This is a genomic window from Citrobacter sp. Cpo147, from assembly GCF_030332405.1.
GTDB classification, from domain to species: Bacteria; Pseudomonadota; Gammaproteobacteria; order Enterobacterales; family Enterobacteriaceae; genus Citrobacter; species Citrobacter portucalensis.
The window spans coordinates 1,065,150-1,083,657 of sequence record NZ_JAOWHX010000030.1 but is presented as its reverse complement, the minus strand read 5'-3'; the positions used below and the strand labels follow the sequence as shown (position 1 = coordinate 1,083,657).

Here is an 18,508-nt window from a genome sequence, read left to right as displayed (position 1 = left end):
GGGTATTTTGGAGGTAATTTTTGATTTATTTCACAATAAGTTAGAAGGTTTTAATGTGTTTTATGGTTTTAAGTTTTTTAATTAATTTAACCCTAAAATAAGGTGTGGTTTTAATTTGTTTAATTGATTTAAGGTGGGGAATCTGCAACGATCATGTTTTATACCATAACGTGTAAATAGAACATTTTAATTACAACTACAATGAGAAATTAGTTTTAGTTAACGTCGGTGAGGAAAAATGTGATGACAGAACAGAAAAATAAAACACGGTTTCCTTTTTTCCGCAGTCTGGCGTTTCCTTTACGTATCTTTCTGCTTATTCTGGTCGTTTCTGTTTTTATCATTGCCGCCCTGGCACAATACTTTACCGCCAGCTTTGAAGATTATCTGGCAACGCATGTCCGCGATATGGCAATGAATCAGGCCAAAATCATCGCCTCTAACGACAGTATCATCACGGCGGTTAAGCATCGTGATTACAAGCGGCTGGCGACGATTGCCGACAAACTGCAGAGCGGAACTGACTTCGACTATGTGGTTATCGGGGATACCAACTCCATTCGTCTATATCATCCGAACCCGGAAAAGATTGGCTATCCGATGCAGTTCACCAAACCCGGCGCGCTGGAAAAAGGGGAGAGCTACTTTATTACCGGTAAAGGGTCCATCGGGATGGCAATGCGCGCTAAAACGCCCATCTTTGATGACGATGGCAAAATCATTGGCGTAGTCTCAATTGGTTATCTGATCAGCAAAATCGATAGCTGGCGATCGGACTTCTTACTTCCGATGGCCGGCGTGTTTATCCTGCTGTTGCTGGTACTTATGCTGCTCTCCTGGTTTTTCGCTGCCCATATTCGTCGGCAGATGTTGGGTATGGAACCGAAACAAATTGCGCGGGTGGTACGTCAGCAGGAAGCGTTGTTTAGCTCGGTATATGAAGGATTGATTGCCGTGGATCCTGATGGATATATCACCGCAATAAATCGCAGTGCGAGGAAAATGCTGGGGCTGTCTTCACCTGGGAGAAAGTGGCTTGGAAAACCGGTGAGTGAGGTGGTTCAGCCAGCGGACTTTTTCACCCAACAGATTGCGGAAAAACGACAGGATGCGATGGTCAACTTTAATGGACTGAGCGTTATCGCCAACCGTGAGGCGATTCGCTCCGGTGACGAACTGCTTGGGGCAATCATCAGTTTTCGTAGTAAAGATGAAATTGCTACTCTTAATGCGCAGTTAACGCAGATCAAACAGTATGTAGAGAGCCTGAGAACGCTGCGTCATGAGCACCTGAACTGGATGTCGACCATCAATGGTCTGCTGCAAATGAAAGAGTATGACAAGGTTCTGGCTATGGTGCAGGGAGAATCCCAGGCGCAACAGCAACTGATTGACAGCCTGCGCGGCGCGTTTGCCGATCGTCAGGTAGCCGGTCTGTTGTTTGGCAAGGTGCAGCGCGCGCGGGAACTGGGTCTCACCATGACTATTGTTCCGGGCAGCCAACTGCATCAACTCCCCGAGGGGCTGGATAGCACAGAGTTTGCAGCAATTGTTGGCAATCTGCTTGATAATGCATTTGAAGCGAGCTTGCGCACCCAGCAAGGCAACAAGGTCGTAGAGCTTTATTTGAGCGATGAAGGGGATGACGTGATCATCGAAGTTGCCGATCAGGGATGCGGTGTGCCGGAAACATTGCGTGAAAAAATATTTGAACAGGGTGTGAGCACCCGTACCGATGAACCAGGTGAACATGGCATCGGTTTGTATCTTATTGCAAGTTATGTGAGGCGCTGTGACGGGGTGATTACGCTCGAAGATAACTCCCCCTGCGGCACCTTATTTTCTTTATTTCTTCCGAAAGTGAAAAAAAACAATGACGGAACCATTAACGCTATTGATCGTTGAGGATGAAACGCTACTGGCGGAAATGCATGCTGAATATATCCGCCATATACCCGGCTTCAGCCAGATTTGGCTGGCGGGTAATCTTGCGCAGGCGAGGATGATGATTGAGCGTTTTAAGCCCGGTTTGATTCTGCTCGATAACTACTTGCCGGACGGCAAGGGAATTACCTTATTGCATGAGCTAACCCAGGCGCGTTATCCGGGCGGTGTGGTGTTTACCACGGCGGCCAGCGACATGGAAACAGTCTCCGAAGCTGTGCGCAGCGGCGCGTTTGATTACCTGGTCAAACCCATTGCCTACGAGCGGCTGGGGCAGACCCTGACGCGTTATCAACAGCGTCGACGCATGTTGGCCGGTAATGATAGCGCCAGCCAAAAGCAGATAGATGAGATGTTTAATGCCTACGCGCGGGGCGAGCCGAAAGGGGATTTACCGACCGGGATTGATGCGTTAACGCTGAATGCAGTGTTGAAATTATTCGCCGATCCGACGGTACACCATACAGCAGAAACGATCGCCCAGGCGCTCACCATCAGCCGAACGACTTCCAGACGCTACCTGGAGTACTGTGCCAGCCGTCATTTGATTATTGCGGAGATTATTCACGGTAAGGTGGGTAGGCCGCAGCGTATCTATCACGGCGGCTAAATGCTAATTTCTGACGTAGGCCGGATAAGATGCTTTAGCATCGACATCCGGCAACGTTGCAGTCGAAATGCCGGATGCGGCGTGAATGCCTTATCCGGCCTACATTTCACTGAGTATCAGCCGCCAACGACGGCTGAAGAAGAGCCTGGTACCATCACTTCAGTTGCGATAATCACAACCAACAGCCCAACCAGAACCGGAACCGAAGTACGTTTCACCACTTCGAACGGAGAAATCTTCGCCATACCTGCAACAGCAACCACCACGCCGGAGACCGGGGAGATTGTGCGTCCAAGGTTTGACGCCTGCAGCATCGGGATAACAAGGTAAGCTGGGTTAATGCCGGAGGAATGCGCCAGCTTAGGGATCATCTCAACGAAGGCATAGAACGGAGCGTTACCGGAACCCGTAGTCATTGCCGCCAGCATAGTCAGGATCACCAGCACCATCATCAGAATAATGCTCGCCGAACCAAATGAGGTGGCGATAGAAATCAGACTCTGAATAAAGCCGATTGTGCTCAGACCCTGGGCAAAAACACCCGCAGCGACTAACAACATCACCACGTTAGCAAAGGCATCCGCCATGCCACGGTAAGCGACTTCCAGACCAGAGAAAACCTTTTGGGTGTTGAACCCACGTACGAATTCCAGAATAGCTGCGATGAGCATGCACAGAACCAGAATCGTAATGATATGCAGCTGCGGGCCCCATTTACCATCAAAAATCAGGACGCCAACAATCGGGGTAAACGGCAGAATGGCGTAAAATGACGGGGCAGTCGTGGTGATTTCAGCTACATCTAACATTTCATGAGAAATGTTCTCTTTTTTATCCAGAAAACGCTGCCAGAAAAAGTGGGCAATCGCCATAGCAATGATGGCGGCAATGGAAATTGGCAGCGTGGTTTTAAAGGCGAAATCGATCAGCGGCATTTCCGCAGCTTTTGCCGCCAGCACCACATCACCGGATGTTGGTGAAAGAATAATTGCAGCAGGGGAGGCGCAAATGGCCGCTGCGGCGCCACGGCTGATCCCTACGTTAACCATGACCGGGAACAGTGTTGCCATCAGCAATACGCCCAGACCGGTTGCTGACGAAACCGCCAGTGACATCAGGCAGGCGACAAAATAGGCGGCAATCATTAGCAGGTAAGGAGAGTTGATGTATTGCAGAGGCTTGGAGGCCAGCTTAACGACCATATCGTTCGCGCCAATATGGGTCATATAAGCGGCAAAACCACACAGCATCATGATCATCATGCCGAGATCGCCACCACGGCTCATCAGCAAAATTTTAATATATTCAACAATGTCTGTTGCCGTATAGCCTGTCGATGCCGCGCTGGACGGCAAAACTTTATGCCCCATCAGCGCACTGATAATCAGCAAAACCAGACCGCCAACAAACAGTACGCCTGTCGCGGAATAACCTTTAATGATGTAGCGCGCTACACCCACAATAACCACAACCCCAATAAGGAGTTCAATAAATGTCAACATCGTTTCCCCTGTCGCATTGCTGCCCAGAAAGTAAAAAAACTAAAAAAAGTAAAAAGTGGTGACAGAATGTGCCTAATAAACCGATAACTCTTGCTGATTAAAATCAATAAAAATACGGATTCAAGCGATGGCTAAGCCGTTTTTTCAGCATCGTGGTTAAAAAAAGAATCTCACAATAAGAAACTGTGAAGCGCAGCGCTGATGTATGTGTTTTGTGGCGATATTGATTGTTAATTGTTAATTTATTGTGATGATATTTAACTTTTTTCGGAGGAAAGAACAATTTATTGGCAATAAAGAGAAAATAGTTCCTATTAGATGGCTCAATAAACTCATGGATAATTATCTTAAAAATTATAGGCTGAGGATTATTCTGATTTTTTAGCTGCGCATTGTTGTTAAGCTAACATTAAGGTTGGGTTTGCTACAATTAATAATAAATCCCAGGATGGTAATTAAGTTGTGATTGTCGCTAAACGATATTTTCTCATTTTTTCATTTCTTTTTATTCAGTTAGCTTTCATTCCCCAGGGCGCTGCTGAAGATAAAGGTTGGTTCGCTACTTTTAAAGACAATGTCAGTGAAACCTGGCAGCAGCCAGAACATTATGATCTGTACGTGCCGGCTATTACCTGGCATGCTCGTTTTGCTTATGATAAAGAAAAAACGGATCGCTACAATGAACGCCCATGGGGGGCGGGCTTTGGTCAATCTCGTTGGGATGATAAAGGTAACTGGCACGGGCTTTATATAATGGCCTTTAAGGATTCCTACAATAAATGGGAACCCATTGGTGGTTATGGCTGGGAAAAAACCTGGCGACCGCTGGCAGATGAAAATTTCCACACAGGTCTCGGTTTTACCGCTGGTTTTACCGCGCGCGATAACTGGAACTACATTCCGGTACCCGTGCTGTTACCGCTGGCATCGATAGGGTATGGTCCGGCAACGTTCCAGATGACCTACATTCCGGGAACGTACAACAACGGTAACGTCTACTTTGCATGGATGCGTTTCCAGTTTTGATGGGCTACCTGTATTGTCAGGTGGATTATTAAAAAGTCTTTTAAAAACAGTGTTATATTAACTTTAACTGAAAAATAACGCGACATTTATCACTTTTTGATAAAGTTCGACTGGACAAAGTCCACCACAATTGTTGTACTGATACCCGACACAGCATTTGTGTCTATTTTTCATGTAAAGGTAATTTTGATGTCTAAGATTAAAGGTAACGTTAAGTGGTTTAATGAGTCCAAAGGATTCGGTTTCATTACTCCGGAAGATGGCAGCAAAGACGTGTTCGTACACTTCTCTGCAATCCAGACCAATGGTTTTAAAACTCTGGCTGAAGGTCAGCGTGTAGAGTTCGAAATCACTAACGGTGCCAAAGGCCCTTCTGCTGCAAACGTAATCGCTCTGTAAGCATACGACAGCAAGCATTCAAAACCCGCTTAATTGCGGGTTTTTTTTCGCTTCAGTGCGCGGGAGAGGCCGAAACCAGCCAGAATGCCAGGGCGGTCATCGCAAATGATCCCAACAGATTAACCAGTACATTCACCATAGCCCAACCAAAGCGTCCTTCCTGTAGCAAAAACACCACCTCAGCTGAGAAAGTGGAAAACGTTGTCAGTCCCCCGCAAAAGCCAGTGGTAATCAGTACCTTCCACATTGGATCAATGTTTGTCATGCGATTAAACCATGCCAGACCCATACCAATGATAAATGCGCCAAGTAAGTTTGCAGCCAGCGTGCCGAATGGGATGGCCTGATGTAGCGGGTTAAACCTCATGCTCAACATCCATCTTGCTACACTACCTGTACCACCACCGATAAAAACCGCTAAAAGGAGTTGTAACACTGCATAATCCTGCTATTTGATTGTATATAGGATGAGTGTAACTCTGAATAATCGTGGTTGGCGAGCCTAACAACGTTTTCTGGAGGGAATATGTTCGTTGCAGCAGGGCAATTTGCCGTGGGACCTTCATGGGAAAAAAATGCAGAAACCTGCGTCTTATTGATGTCACAGGCTGCAGGAGAGGGGGCGTCGCTGCTGGTATTACCGGAGGCGCTTCTGGCCCGTGACGATCTGGACCCAGACCTGTCAGTGAAATCAGCTCAACTGCTGGAGGGCGGATTTTTGACGCGCTTGCTGCGAGAAAGCGCGCAAAACGAGATGACGACAATCCTGACGATTCATGTTCCTTCTGTGCCAGGCCGGGCGTTTAACATGCTGGTGGCGCTACGGGCAGGTCAGGTCGTGGCCCATTACGCTAAATTACATCTCTATGATGCCTTTTCGATTCAGGAGTCACGTAATGTTGATGCAGGGGACGCCATAGCGCCGCTGCTGGACGTAGACGGGTTAAAAGTAGGGTTAATGACCTGTTATGATCTGCGCTTTCCTGAGCTGGCGCTGGTGCACGCATTGCAGGGAGCGGAAATTCTTGTCTTACCCGCAGCCTGGGTTCGGGGATCGCTTAAAGAGCATCACTGGGCTACGCTTTTGGCGGCAAGAGCGTTAGATGCGACGTGTTACCTGATTGCGGCGGGAGAGTGCGGTAACAAGAATATCGGCCAAAGCAGGGTCATCGACCCCTTTGGTGTGACCATTGCTGCTGCGGCAGAAACGCCCGCGCTAATTATGGCCGAGGTTTCCGCCGAGCGGGTGAGGCAGGTTAGGGCACAACTCCCGGTGTTAAGTAACCGACGCTTTGCGCCACCGCAATTATTATGACGTTTTTTTAAACAAGGCTTGATTCACCTTGTTACAGATTGCTATTGTGTGCGCGCGTCGAAAGGCCGTTAATATTCTCAGGTTAATATGGCGCTTTATGCAGCCTGGTTTAAGTCAAGAAGGTATCTATGGGTGAGATTAGTATTACCAAACTGCTGGTGGTTGCCGCACTGGTTGTTCTGCTGTTTGGTACCAAGAAGTTACGTACACTGGGTGGAGACCTGGGAACGGCAATCAAGGGCTTCAAGAAAGCAATGAACGACGATAATGCCGATGCTAAGAAAGATGCTGATGGTAGCGTTCAGGCTGAGAAGCTTTCTCATAAAGAGTAATGTCAGGAGCATGATGCTCATACTGCATACTCTGCATGAAAAAAAAACCGGCAATTTGCCGGTTTTTTTATTGCTGATATGTAAGTGAGTATTACACGATTACTTCACTTCCAGCCCTTTGGCCTGCATGTCAGCATGGTAAGAAGAGCGAACGAATGGACCGCAGGCTGCATGGGTAAAGCCCATTGCCATAGCTTCGGCTTTCATCTCATCGAACTCATCCGGGCTCACATAGCGTTGAACCGGCAGGTGATGGCGGCTTGGCTGTAAATACTGCCCCAGCGTCAGCATGGTGACACCATGACTGCGCAGGTCACGCATGACCTCAATGATTTCCGCATTGGTTTCGCCCAGACCGACCATCAGACCTGATTTAGTCGGAATCTCCGGGTGCGCTTCCTTGAAACGTTCCAGAAGCTTCAGTGACCAGTTGTAGTCAGCCCCGGGGCGTACATTGCGATAAATACGTGGTACGTTTTCGAGGTTGTGGTTAAACACATCCGGCGGAGTGGCGGTGAGAATATCCAGCGCGCGATCCATACGACCACGGAAGTCAGGCACCAGCGTTTCGATTTTAATCGACGGGCTTTTCTCACGAATAGCGGTGATGCAGTCAGCAAAGTGCTGAGCACCGCCGTCACGCAGATCGTCGCGGTCAACGGAGGTAATGACGACATAGCGCAGCGCCATGTCAGCAATCGTCTGAGCAAGTTTTAACGGCTCGTTAGCATCAGGAGCAACCGGACGGCCATGGGCAACGTCACAGAATGGGCAACGGCGGGTACAGATTGCGCCGAGGATCATAAAGGTTGCAGTTCCGTGATTGAAACATTCAGCCAGGTTAGGGCAGGAAGCTTCTTCGCAGACAGAGTGCAGGCCATTTTTGCGCATTGCCGCTTTGATGCCCTGGATGCGAGTGGAGTCCGCTGGCAGTTTTATTTTCATCCATTCCGGTTTACGCAGCAGGGCTTCACGCTCTGTTGCCACATTTTTTACCGGGATAAGAGCCATCTTATCGGCATCGCGGTATTTAACACCGCGTTCCATCACAATGGGTTTACTCATAGCTTGCGTGTTCCAGTTGCGAATTACGAAGGAAAGCGTTTCAATTCAAGGGAATGTTGCATTTATCAACTATTTTTGAATTAGTGATACGCAGTATATCATTGAAACGGGCCAGAAAGCAGCCTGACAGGCTGGCAAAATGTAAAATAGTTGTTGTTTTGTGCCATTTGCCACAACATATGCCGTGGCAAAGTATGCGCGTATTTTCAGTCCGCGATGTACTCGTGCGGTGGGTTACCCAACAGCACCAGAATGTTGGCCAGCAGCCTTGGGCGAATGCTCTCGGTCGTGGCGGTGCTATCCCACTGCGATACCTTCGCCATTTCCATTCCGGCATAACCACAAGGATTGATACGCAGGAAAGGCGACAAGTCCATATCCACATTGAGCGCTAAGCCGTGAAATGAACAACCTTTACGAATACGTAACCCCAAAGAGCAGATTTTCTTCTCTCCAACGTATACGCCAGGCGCATCGGCTCGCGGGTGGGCGTCAATACCGATTTCCGCAAGGGTATTCACAACGGTTTGCTCCAGCAGCGTAACCAGTTCGCGAACGCCAAGTTTACGACGCTTCAGGTTCAACAGCACATACATGACTTGCTGGCCCGGCCCGTGATAAGTCACCTGACCGCCACGATCGCTCTGGATCACCGGAATATCTCCCGGCATCAGTACGTGCTCTGCTTTACCTGCCTGACCCTGGGTAAAAACAGGATAATGCTCTACCAGCCAGATTTCGTCATAACTGTTTTCATCGCGGGTATCGGTGAATTCGTGCATGGCCAGAGAAACTGGCTCGTAAGGTTGAAGACCGAGCTGGCGGACAAGAATTTTATCCTGATACAAAACGGCATCTCCGTAGATACTCACATAGAGTAGAGAATATAAAAGAGGGGGAAAAGTATATCACAGGGGGGAGGGGTTACCCGAGCGGGGATGCAGCGGGTAACCAACAGGTTTTTACAGTACCATGCGTACGATATCGATATTGCCTAATTCTTCGTACAGCGTTTCAACCTGCTCAATGTGTGTAGCAGTAATAGTGATTGAGACCGAGTGGTAGTTGCCTTTGCTGCTCGGTTTTACCGTCGGAGAGTAATCACCTGGCGCATGGCGCTGTACCACTTCAACCACCTGATCAACCAGCTCAGGCAACGCCTGCCCCATTACTTTGTAAGTAAATGGAGTAGGGAATTCAAGCAGTTCGTTAAGTTTGGTTTTCATGTCAGCTCCGGCGTTACATCAATAAATAATAACTCCCACAGCGCGTGGGAGTTATCTGGATACCTAGTATATGGGGACGTAAATCACACTTTCAAGTGTTCGATTTTTAGCCAAACCAGTGATGGAACATTAATTTAATGTAATCAATGATTTTCCCAAAGAAGTTGCCTTCAGGGATTTCCTGCAGGACTACCAGCGGGCGCTGCTCAATGGTTTTGCCATCCAACTGGAAGTTGATGGTGCCGACAACCTGGTTTTTCTGCAGCGGTGCGTGCAGTTCTGTGGTGTTCAGCACATAGCTTGCTTTCAGATCTTTCATGCGGCCGCGCGGAATAGTCAGGTAGACATCTTTATCTACGCCTAACGATGCACGATCGGTATTACCAAACCAGGCGGGCTCTGAAGCAAACTCTTTACCGACTTTCAGTGGGTTCACGGTTTCAAAGAAACGGAAGCCCCAGGTAAGCAGTTTTTTACTTTCGGTTTCACGACCTTTATAGGTGCGGCCACCCATGACGGCGGAGATCAGACGCATCTGACCTTCGGTTGCGGATGCAACGAGGTTATAGCCAGCCTTGTCGGTATGACCGGTTTTGATACCGTCGACATTCAGGCTGTTATCCCACAGCAGGCCGTTACGGTTTAACTGACGGATGCCGTTAAAGGTGAACTCTTTTTCTTTATAGATAGAGTATTCGTTAGGCACGTCGCGAATCAGCGCCTGACCAATCATCGCCATGTCGCGAGCCGAGCTGTACTGACCGTCAGCATCGAGACCATGAACGGTCTGGAAGTGGGTGTTTTTCAGGCCCAGCGCGTTCACATAGCTGTTCATCAGACCGACGAAAGCATCCTGGCTACCGGCTGCGAAGTCCGCCATTGCCACGCACGCGTCATTCCCGGATTGCAGGTTGATACCACGGATAAGCTGAGAAACAGGAACCTGCATGCCAGGTTTCAGGAACATCAATGATGAACCTTTAAAGACCGGGTTACCTGTAGCCCAGGCGTCATTGCCGACGGTGACCAGATCAGTTTCTTTGAATTTCCCGGCTTTCATCGCCTGGCCGATGACGTAGCTGGTCATCATTTTGGTCAGACTGGCGGGATCGCGGCGAGTGTCAGCGTTCTGTTCTGCCAGAACTTTGCCTGAATTGTAATCAATCAGGATATATGACTCCGCATCGATCTGCGGAACACCCGGGATCATGGTTTTAATATTCAGGTCATCGGCATGGGCAGCAGAGAGAGAAGCTGCGCAGAGAGCCGCGGTGAGCGCCATACGCTGCACGAAACGAGCGGAAAAAGTGGTCTTCATGGTCTGAACTACGACGTCCGTGATGAAATTAAAAAAAGTGCCCTACTATAGCAAATGCAAAACGGGCAGGCATCTGACTTTCCGCGTGACTTTGTTAATGTCATTTACAGAAACTGACAGTTCAGATACCTGATTTACGTTATTACACGCCGGTGATGAAGGACTGTAATTGCGCCTCGGCTTGAAGACGCTGCTGCAATGTGGAGGCTTCAGCTTTGCTGGCGAACGGCCCCATCTGGATACGCCAGACTGCGCCGTTTTGTACCACCCGACCTGGGACGCCAAATTGCTGGCTTAAACGTTTTTGATACTGCTGCGCACGCGACTGCTCGCTGACTGCGCCAACCTGAACCACGTAGCGTCCGTTGGCTACTGCCGCTGGCGCAGGTGCAGCGATGGCGGCTGGTGTTGCTGCTGGTGCGGTTGGTGTTACCGGTGCGGTGGTGGTCGGTTGCGGAGCCGGAGTCGGCTCGCTACCTTCCAGCACGCCAGCAGCGAGCGTGGTCGGCGCACCGAGGAATCCACTGCTGTTCACTGGCGCACCGGTTGTATCATCGCTTTTCAACGTGGAATTGCTGATCGGACGAATATCGCCTTGCGGCTGACCCGCATCCGATGGCGCAGGCATGCTGCCCATATTGCCACCGCCGCTTAAGTCAGGACGCGCGGGCAGGGCATAGGTTTGTTTCGCTACCGTGGTACAAGCCATTCCCGGCCCGGACAAGGAACCATCCTGGGCGACGATGATCGGGTCGATACGCACTTTGGTATTGTTGGAGGTATTCAGACGGTCGGCTGCTGCACGTGAAAGTGAAATCACGCGATCGTTGCCATAAGGGCCGCGATCGTTAATGCGCACGACAATCATCCTGCCATTAGCCAGGTTAGTTATTCTGGCATAGCTTGGGACTGGCAGCGTCGGATGCGCTGCGGTTAACTGCATCGGGTCGAACGCTTCACCAGACGCGGTTAAGTTGCTTCCGGGTTCCGCATCATAGATAGCGGCAAGCCCTGCCTGGCTAAAGCGGGAAGGGTCCTGGACGATTTTGTAGCTCTTACCATCACGCTGATAGTCCTGATTCGCCGTTGGGTTCAGGGGTTCAAAGCGCGGATCGGCCCCGCTGATTTCAACAATCGGACCATTACACACCGCAGGCTGCGGCGCGACAGCACCCTGTTGCTGACCATCATCACTCGAACACGCCGCGAGCATTCCTGCTGCGATGCAGATACCAAGCCACTGCTTACGCATTGCGTACCCCTTACACGCTTTTCGACAACATTTTTCTATGGGTATGGATCGACATAACAATCCCGAACCCAGCCATCAGCACGATAAGTGCCGAGCCTCCGTAACTGACCAGTGGGAGAGGAACGCCAACCACGGGCAGAATACCGCTCACCATACCAATATTTACGAAGACATAAACGAATAATATCAACATTAAACCACCCGCCATAACGCGACCAAAGGTGGTTTGCGCGTGGGCAGCGATCCATAATCCGCGCATAATCAGCAAAATGTACAGCGCCAGCAGAATTAAGATCCCTACCAGACCCAGTTCTTCCGCTAATACCGCGAAGATAAAATCTGTATGACGTTCGGGTAAAAACTCAAGCTGCGACTGCGTACCGTGTAGCCAGCCCTTACCACGTAGACCGCCGGAGCCAATAGCAATTTTAGACTGAATGATGTGATAACCCGCACCCAGCGGATCAGTTTCCGGATCGAGTAACATCATGACACGCTGACGTTGATAATCATGCATCAGGAAGAACCACAGTATCGGGATAAACGCCGCAACCAGGACCACCGCAACACCGATTAAACGCCAGCTCAAACCAGAAAGGAACAGAACAAACAGACCGGAAAGGGCGACCAGAATTGAAGTTCCGAGGTCTGGCTGGGCGGCCACCAGCAGGGTGGGCATAAATATCAGCACTAACGCAATGGCGGTATTTTTTAGCGATGGCGGGCAAACATCACGGTTGATGAAGCGCGCGACCATCAGCGGCACGGCAATCTTGGCGATTTCGGAAGGCTGAAAACGCACAATCCCCAAATCCAGCCAGCGCTGCGCGCCTTTGGAGATAGCGCCGAAGGCATCTACCGCCACCAACAGAATGATGCAAAAGATGTAGAGATAGGGTGCCCAGCCCTCATAAACCCTGGGCGGGATTTGCGCCATCACCACCATGATGACCAGGCCCATCGCGATCTGACCGACCTTGCGCTCCATCATGCCAATATCCTGGCCGCTGGCGCTCCAGATGACCAGCGAGCTGTAAACCAGCAGCGCCAGCAAAATAAGCAACATCGTGGGATCGATGTGGATTTTGTCCCAGAATGTTTTTTTGTTCGGATTATCCGTCACGATTATTGGTCCTCCGCTGCTGCAACCGCGGGGTTTTCTGCAGGCAGATTGGTGTTATTGTCGCCCAACATAATGTGGTCAAGGATCTGGCGCATAATGGTACCCACAGCCGGGCCCGCGCCACCGTTTTCAAGGATTATGGCGACAGCAACCTGGGGCTTATCATAGGGTGCGAAGGCCGTCATCAACTTGTGGTCACGTAAGCGCTCGGCGATCTTATGTGCGTTATAGGTTTCATTGGCTTTCAGGCCAAAGACCTGTGCAGTACCGGATTTCGCCGCAATTTTGTAAGGTGCGCCAGCGAAATATTTGTGTGCAGTACCGTTAGGACGGTTGGCTACACCGTACATGCCGTCTTTTGCGATTTCCCAATAACCGGAATGAATGTCACCAACAGGTGGTTCGTGTGGCTGTATCCACGGCACTTGCTTGCCGTTTTCTGCTGTGCTCATCAGCAGATGCGGGACTTTTACCAAACCGTCGTTGATAAGGATCATCAGCGCTTTACTCATCTGGATAGGGGTTGCCGTCCAGTAACCCTGACCGATGCCGACCGGAATGGTATCACCCTGGTACCATGGCTTTTTAAACCGTTTTTGCTTCCACTCGCGGGTTGGCATGTTTCCGGCGCGCTCTTCGGCAAGATCGATACCCGTATATTGGCCGTAGCCAAACTTGCTCATCCATTCTGAAAGGCGGTCTATCCCCATATCATAGGCGATTTGATAGAAAAACGTATCCGCCGACTCTTCCAGAGAACGGGTGATGTTCAGATGGCCGTGCCCCCATTTTTTCCAGTCGCGGTAACGTTTTTCAGAGCCCGGTAATTGCCACCAACCCGGATCGAACAGACCAGTATTGCGGGTGATGACGCCCGCACTTAATGCAGAAACCGCGACGTAAGGTTTAACCGTCGAAGCAGGAGGGTAGACACCCTGAGTCGCGCGGTTAACCAATGGGGTATTCGGGTCATTGAGCAACCCGGAGTAATCTTTACTCGAGATACCATCGACAAACAGGTTCGGGTCGTAGCTCGGCATGGACACCAGTGCGAGAACGCCACCGGTACGCGGGTCGGTGACTACCACCGCGGCACGACTGCCCGCCAGCAGCGTTTCAATGTACTGCTGGAGTTTCAGGTCAAGGGTGAGGTAGATATCGTGCCCGGCCTGCGGCGCCACTTCTTTCAACTGGCGAATGACGCGGCCACGGTTGTTCACTTCAACTTCTTCATAACCGGTCTGGCCGTGAAGTACGTCTTCATAATAGCGTTCAATACCCAGCTTACCGATGTCGTGCGTTGCCGCGTAGTTGGCCAGCTTGCCGTCTTTGTCCAGGCGGTCCACGTCTTTATCGTTGATCTTCGATACGTAGCCAATGACGTGGGTCAGCGCAGAGCCGTAGGGGTAATAGCGGCGTTTATAGCCTTTAACTTCGACGCCGGGAAAGCGATATTGATTAACGGCGAACCGTGCCACCTGCACTTCACTCAGGTTAGTTTTTACCGGAATGGAGGTGAAGCGGTGTGAACGGGCGCGCTCTTTTTTAAAGGCGGCAATGTCGTCGTCCGTCAGGTCTACGACGTTACGCAGCGCGTCGAGGGTATCCTGAACGTTGTCGACCTTTTCCGGCATCATTTCTATCTGATAAATGGTGCGGTTAAGGGCGAGCGGAATTCCGTTACGGTCATAAATGATGCCGCGACTGGGGGCGATAGGCACCAGTTTGATGCGGTTTTCGTTCGAGCGGGTCTGGTAATCAGTAAAGCGAACGATTTGCAGATTATAAAGGTTGGCGATCAGCACGCCGGTGAGCAGCAAAATCCCCAAAAAAGCGACCAGCGCCCGGCGCACAAACAGCGCGGACTCAGCCGAATAGTCGCGAAAAGAATTCTGTAGTTTCATCCGCTGCTTAATCTACTCAAGAATCAATGATCACTCACGGTGATAAGGATGGTTGGTGGTGATGCTCCACGCCCTGTACAGACTCTCCGCAACCAGAACCCGAACAAGAGGGTGAGGAAGGGTTAACGCAGAGAGTGACCAGCTTTGTTCCGCTGCCGCCTTACAGGCAGGAGAGAGACCTTCCGGCCCGCCAATCAACAGACTGACGTCACGACCGTCCAGTTTCCAGCGTTCCAGTTCAGTCGCCAGTTGCGGCGTGTCCCAGGGTTTACCAGGGATATCAAGGGTGACGATGCGATTTTTGCCTGCGGCAGCCAGCATCTGCTCACCCTCTTTGTCGAGAATGCGTTTAATATCCGCGTTCTTGCCGCGTTTTCCTGCCGGGATTTCGATCAGCTCAAAGGGCATATCTTTCGGAAACCGACGGAGATACTCCGTAAACCCGGTTTGCACCCAGTCAGGCATTTTCGTACCCACAGCGACAAGTTGCAGCTTCACGCATTAACTCCAGAGTTTTTCCAGTTCATACAGGCGACGGCTTTCTTCCTGCATCACGTGGACAATCACATCACCGAGGTCAACGACGATCCAGTCTGCAACGTTCTCGCCTTCTACGCCGAGCGGCAGCAGGCCAGCTGTGCGGGACTCCTGAACAACGTGGTCTGCGATAGACATTACATGGCGGCTGGACGTGCCGGTGCAGATAATCATGCAATCAGTGATGCTGGATTTGCCCTGAACGTCTAAGGCGATGATGTCTTGACCTTTCAGGTCATCAATTTTGTCGATTACAAAATCCTGAAGTGCTTTACCCTGCAAGTGTTCCCCCTGGGTGAAAAGAGTTAAAAACGTCTGTTAGTATACCTGAACCAGAGGCGATATCGGGACAAATGTCTCCGAAAGCGCTTTTGAAGTGCGCTATCATCCCACCCCACGCCGCAGAATGCATCGCCATTTTTGTAAAACAATTTCTGCAAAGCTCTGAAGGGCGGGAAAAGTCAGGTTGCGGAGAATAACAGCCTGTCATGGGGTGTCAATGGGAGAGAAGCCCTTCGGCAGAAAAAACAGTGCGTTCACTCCCCGTCGTGCCATACTGCCCGGCTGTTGAGCACTTTAAGAACCGCAAAATCGTCGCAAAAATCAATTGCGCTCCAGCAACCTTGTTCGACGCGAAAATGCCACATTGCTGCAGCCGGCATGGACAGCAGACGGGCGATCAACATGCTCAGAACACCCTGATGACTCACCACCAGCAGGTTTTGGCTCGTTTTGTAATCAGCGAGCTGAGCAATAAAGCGTTCCACGCGCTGGGAAAACGCCTGAAAACCTTCACCATTGGTTGGCGTCGCATTCTGCCAGTCGTTACACCACACGGCGTAGTTTTCGGCGTCTTCTCGCGCCAGATCGCGATGATGGCGCATTTCCCAGTCACCAAAAAACATCTCATTGAGCTCAGGCATGTTGCGCACAGGAACCTCGCGATCGCCTAAGATCAACTGCGTTGTATGGCGGGCACGTTCCAACTCGCTGCACAGAACGTTGTCGACAGGCACATGGCGTAACAGCGTACCCAGTGTTTGCGCCTGAGCGATACCCCGTCCCGTTAGCGGTGTGGGGGCGTGGCCGCTGTATAAACCAGCGACATTGGCTTCAGTTTCTCCATGACGTACTAACCAGAGTCTCATTTTTTCCTCTTGAGGTTATTCGCACAAAACATGATGTTTGCCCTGATTGCGCAGAGATTTTTCACTAAAATACCTTTTTTTGCGTGGAGCGGCACGATGTCTTTATTGAAGAGCGCGCATGGTGGCAATACCCGAGAAGCCGCCGAACTGTTGGGCATCTCGCCTGAGCAATTGTTGGATTTTAGCGCGAATATTAATCCGCTGGGTATGCCGGCAAGTTTAAAACGCGCGATCGTCGACAACCTGGACTGCGCGGAGCATTACCCGGATGTTGATTACGCTAAACTGCATGCGGCGCTGGCGGAGCATCATCAGATTCCTGCCTCATGGATACTTGCCGGAAACGGCGAGACTGAGTCGATTTTCACTTTGGTGCAAGATCTTAAACCACGCCATGCGATGATCGTGACACCCGGGTTTGCTGAATATCGTCGGGCGCTGCAATGGGGAGACTGTACGATCCATGAGTTTGCGCTACGCGAAGACGATGGTTGGCAGCTTACTGATGCAATCATCGATGCGTTAACCCCAGAGCTGGACTGCCTGTTTCTCTGTACGCCCAACAATCCCACTGGCTTGCTGCCAGATAACCGCCTGCTGCGCGAAATAGCCGCGCGTTGTGAGTTGCTTGGGATCAATCTGATCCTTGATGAAGCGTTTATCGATTTTATTGCCGGGGAGCCGGGGTTTATTCCGCTGCTTCGTGATAACCCGCATATTTGGGTGCTGCGCTCTCTCACCAAGTTCTATGCGATACCGGGGCTCCGGTTGGGGTATCTGGTCAACAGTAATGAACAGGCTGTTGCACAGATGCGCCGTCGACAAATGCCGTGGTCAATTAACGCATTTGCTGCACTGGCAGGCGAGATTATTTTACACGACAGCGCATATCAGCAGGCAACGTGGAAGTGGCTGGAGCAAGAGGGCGCGAGGTTTGATCGGCAGTTGAAAGAACTGCCCGGCCTGACGGTGTATCCTGGCAGGGCAAATTATCGCTTATTGCGCTGCGAGCGGGCGGATTTTGATCTGCAACGCGCAATGCTGGAACAACATGTCTTGATTCGCAGTTGTGCTAATTATCCGGGGCTGGATGCGCGCTATTATCGGGTAGCCGTTCGCAGCCAGGGAGAGAATAACCGCCTGTTGGCGGCTTTACGCAAGGTGCTTAGCGGTACAACCCTTGCTGATTGATATAGTCAAGCACTGCAGCTGGCATCAGGTCGTCGCACGGCTCGCCTTTTTCCAGACGCTCACGGATGAGCGTGGCGGAGATGTTAAACCACGGCGTTTCAGCCAGATAAATTTTCCCGCAAGGCAAGTTGTGCAGGTCATCTGGCGAATGGGTCAGATGATCCTCCAGCCACTGCTGGTGCTTTTCCTGCGCCATTTCGAGCGGATAGCCCGGACGTCGGCAGACAATGAGGTGGGTGTTACCCAGAATCGTGTCGTAGTCATGCCAGGACGGAAAGGTAAGCAGTGAGTCCTGGCCAATAATAAACGCTAACGGTACTTCCGGTCCTTGCTCCTCGCGCCACTCTTTGAGCGTTTGCGCGGTGTAGGAGGCGGTATCGCGTTTCAGTTCGCGTTTATCAAGGGAGAACAGCGGCTTATCGGCAATGGCCAGTTCAACCATGCGTTGACGTTGTTCGCCGGACGCTTCGGGTTGCGCACGATGCGGCGGCACGTTATTGGGCATGATAATGACCCGGGAAAGGCCAATCAGATTCGCCAGAATTTCAACCGGTTTAAGATGACCATAATGCACCGGATCAAAGGTGCCACCGAACAGAGCCTGCAATGATTTCAT

The 18,508-nt window shown here is 50.7% G+C and carries 20 protein-coding genes; 7 read left to right on the top strand and 13 right to left on the bottom strand.

Features of this window, described 5'->3' with window-relative positions; translation table 11 throughout:
* The first annotated feature begins 243 nt into the window (after nt 1-243).
* Both dpiB and dpiA read left to right on the top strand, forming a co-directional pair.
* Nucleotides 244-1,905, top strand: coding sequence for a sensor histidine kinase DpiB (dpiB, locus tag OGY06_RS07860; RefSeq protein WP_003831278.1), 1,662 nt, complete (start codon nt 244-246; stop codon nt 1,903-1,905).
* Nucleotides 1,874-2,554 (top strand): two-component response regulator DpiA, encoded by a 681-nt coding sequence (gene dpiA, locus OGY06_RS07855; RefSeq protein WP_003831279.1) that lies wholly within the window; start codon nt 1,874-1,876, stop codon nt 2,552-2,554. Before dpiB ends, dpiA begins: the two co-directional genes overlap by 32 nt.
* Nucleotides 2,555-2,670: 116 nt before the next feature.
* Here dpiA and dcuC read toward each other — a convergent pair whose 3' ends face one another.
* Nucleotides 2,671-4,056, bottom strand: coding sequence for an anaerobic C4-dicarboxylate transporter DcuC (dcuC, locus tag OGY06_RS07850; RefSeq protein WP_003022136.1), 1,386 nt, complete (start codon nt 4,054-4,056; stop codon nt 2,671-2,673).
* Nucleotides 4,057-4,518: 462 nt separating this feature from the next.
* On the opposite strand from dcuC, the gene pagP reads away from it, so the two are divergent.
* Together pagP and cspE are read left to right on the top strand one after the other, a co-directional pair.
* The gene (gene pagP, locus OGY06_RS07845; RefSeq protein ID WP_003831280.1) at nt 4,519-5,082 is read left to right on the top strand and encodes a lipid IV(A) palmitoyltransferase PagP; all 564 of its coding nucleotides are present in this window, start codon (nt 4,519-4,521) and stop codon (nt 5,080-5,082) included.
* Nucleotides 5,083-5,271: 189 nt separating this feature from the next.
* The gene (cspE, locus tag OGY06_RS07840) at nt 5,272-5,481 is read left to right on the top strand and encodes a transcription antiterminator/RNA stability regulator CspE (RefSeq protein WP_000034825.1); all 210 of its coding nucleotides are present in this window, start codon (nt 5,272-5,274) and stop codon (nt 5,479-5,481) included.
* Nucleotides 5,482-5,533: 52 nt separating this feature from the next.
* On the opposite strand, the gene crcB is transcribed toward cspE, so the two are convergent.
* Nucleotides 5,534-5,917, bottom strand: coding sequence for a fluoride efflux transporter CrcB (gene crcB / locus OGY06_RS07835; protein WP_003831281.1), 384 nt, complete (start codon nt 5,915-5,917; stop codon nt 5,534-5,536).
* 90 nt (nt 5,918-6,007) lie between these two features.
* On the opposite strand from crcB, the gene OGY06_RS07830 reads away from it, so the two are divergent.
* A complete protein-coding gene (locus OGY06_RS07830; protein ID WP_048214698.1) occupies nt 6,008-6,796 on the top strand; it encodes a deaminated glutathione amidase in 789 nt (262 codons plus the stop codon).
* Nucleotides 6,797-6,924: 128 nt separating this feature from the next.
* Nucleotides 6,925-7,128, top strand: a complete 204-nt coding sequence (gene tatE / locus OGY06_RS07825) for a twin-arginine translocase subunit TatE (RefSeq protein WP_003022699.1) — start codon at nt 6,925-6,927, stop codon at nt 7,126-7,128.
* A 99-nt stretch (nt 7,129-7,227) separates the two neighbouring features.
* Here tatE and lipA read toward each other — a convergent pair whose 3' ends face one another.
* The 10 genes from lipA to OGY06_RS07775 all read right to left on the bottom strand — a co-directional run bounded on the left by lipA (nt 7,228) and on the right by OGY06_RS07775 (nt 16,701).
* On the bottom strand, nt 7,228-8,193 hold the full coding sequence (gene lipA / locus OGY06_RS07820; RefSeq protein WP_003022702.1) for a lipoyl synthase: 966 nt from the start codon (nt 8,191-8,193) through the stop codon (nt 7,228-7,230).
* 206 nt (nt 8,194-8,399) lie between these two features.
* Nucleotides 8,400-9,041, bottom strand: a complete 642-nt coding sequence (gene lipB, locus OGY06_RS07815; protein ID WP_218667561.1) for a lipoyl(octanoyl) transferase LipB — start codon at nt 9,039-9,041, stop codon at nt 8,400-8,402.
* Between the two features lie 114 nt (nt 9,042-9,155).
* Nucleotides 9,156-9,419 (bottom strand): DUF493 family protein YbeD, encoded by a 264-nt coding sequence (gene ybeD / locus OGY06_RS07810; protein WP_003022706.1) that lies wholly within the window; start codon nt 9,417-9,419, stop codon nt 9,156-9,158.
* Between the two features lie 106 nt (nt 9,420-9,525).
* Nucleotides 9,526-10,737 (bottom strand): D-alanyl-D-alanine carboxypeptidase DacA, encoded by a 1,212-nt coding sequence (dacA, locus tag OGY06_RS07805; RefSeq protein ID WP_003022711.1) that lies wholly within the window; start codon nt 10,735-10,737, stop codon nt 9,526-9,528.
* Nucleotides 10,738-10,879: 142 nt separating this feature from the next.
* Nucleotides 10,880-11,989 carry an endolytic peptidoglycan transglycosylase RlpA gene (gene rlpA, locus OGY06_RS07800; RefSeq protein ID WP_003831289.1) on the bottom strand — a complete coding sequence of 370 codons (1,110 nt, stop codon included), beginning with the start codon at nt 11,987-11,989 and terminating at the stop codon, nt 10,880-10,882.
* Nucleotides 11,990-11,999: 10 nt separating this feature from the next.
* Complete coding sequence (mrdB, locus tag OGY06_RS07795) at nt 12,000-13,112, bottom strand: peptidoglycan glycosyltransferase MrdB (RefSeq protein WP_003022718.1); 1,113 nt, start codon at nt 13,110-13,112, stop codon at nt 12,000-12,002.
* A 2-nt stretch (nt 13,113-13,114) separates the two neighbouring features.
* Nucleotides 13,115-15,016, bottom strand: coding sequence for a peptidoglycan DD-transpeptidase MrdA (gene mrdA / locus OGY06_RS07790; RefSeq protein ID WP_003831292.1), 1,902 nt, complete (start codon nt 15,014-15,016; stop codon nt 13,115-13,117).
* 30 nt (nt 15,017-15,046) lie between these two features.
* The gene (gene rlmH, locus OGY06_RS07785; protein WP_003022725.1) at nt 15,047-15,514 is read right to left on the bottom strand and encodes a 23S rRNA (pseudouridine(1915)-N(3))-methyltransferase RlmH; all 468 of its coding nucleotides are present in this window, start codon (nt 15,512-15,514) and stop codon (nt 15,047-15,049) included.
* 3 nt (nt 15,515-15,517) lie between these two features.
* Nucleotides 15,518-15,835 (bottom strand): ribosome silencing factor, encoded by a 318-nt coding sequence (gene rsfS / locus OGY06_RS07780; RefSeq protein ID WP_003022728.1) that lies wholly within the window; start codon nt 15,833-15,835, stop codon nt 15,518-15,520.
* A 254-nt stretch (nt 15,836-16,089) separates the two neighbouring features.
* Nucleotides 16,090-16,701, bottom strand: coding sequence for an adenosylcobalamin/alpha-ribazole phosphatase (locus OGY06_RS07775; RefSeq protein WP_286605031.1), 612 nt, complete (start codon nt 16,699-16,701; stop codon nt 16,090-16,092).
* 96 nt (nt 16,702-16,797) lie between these two features.
* Between OGY06_RS07775 and cobD the strand changes: the two genes are divergently transcribed.
* A complete protein-coding gene (cobD, locus tag OGY06_RS07770) occupies nt 16,798-17,892 on the top strand; it encodes a threonine-phosphate decarboxylase CobD (protein ID WP_193135155.1) in 1,095 nt (364 codons plus the stop codon).
* Here the strand turns inward: cobD and nadD are convergent.
* Nucleotides 17,867-18,508: a nicotinate-nucleotide adenylyltransferase gene (nadD, locus tag OGY06_RS07765; RefSeq protein WP_191221717.1), complete on the bottom strand. Its 642-nt coding sequence runs from the start codon at nt 18,506-18,508 to the stop codon at nt 17,867-17,869. The two genes, cobD and nadD, sit on opposite strands and share 26 nt — an antisense overlap.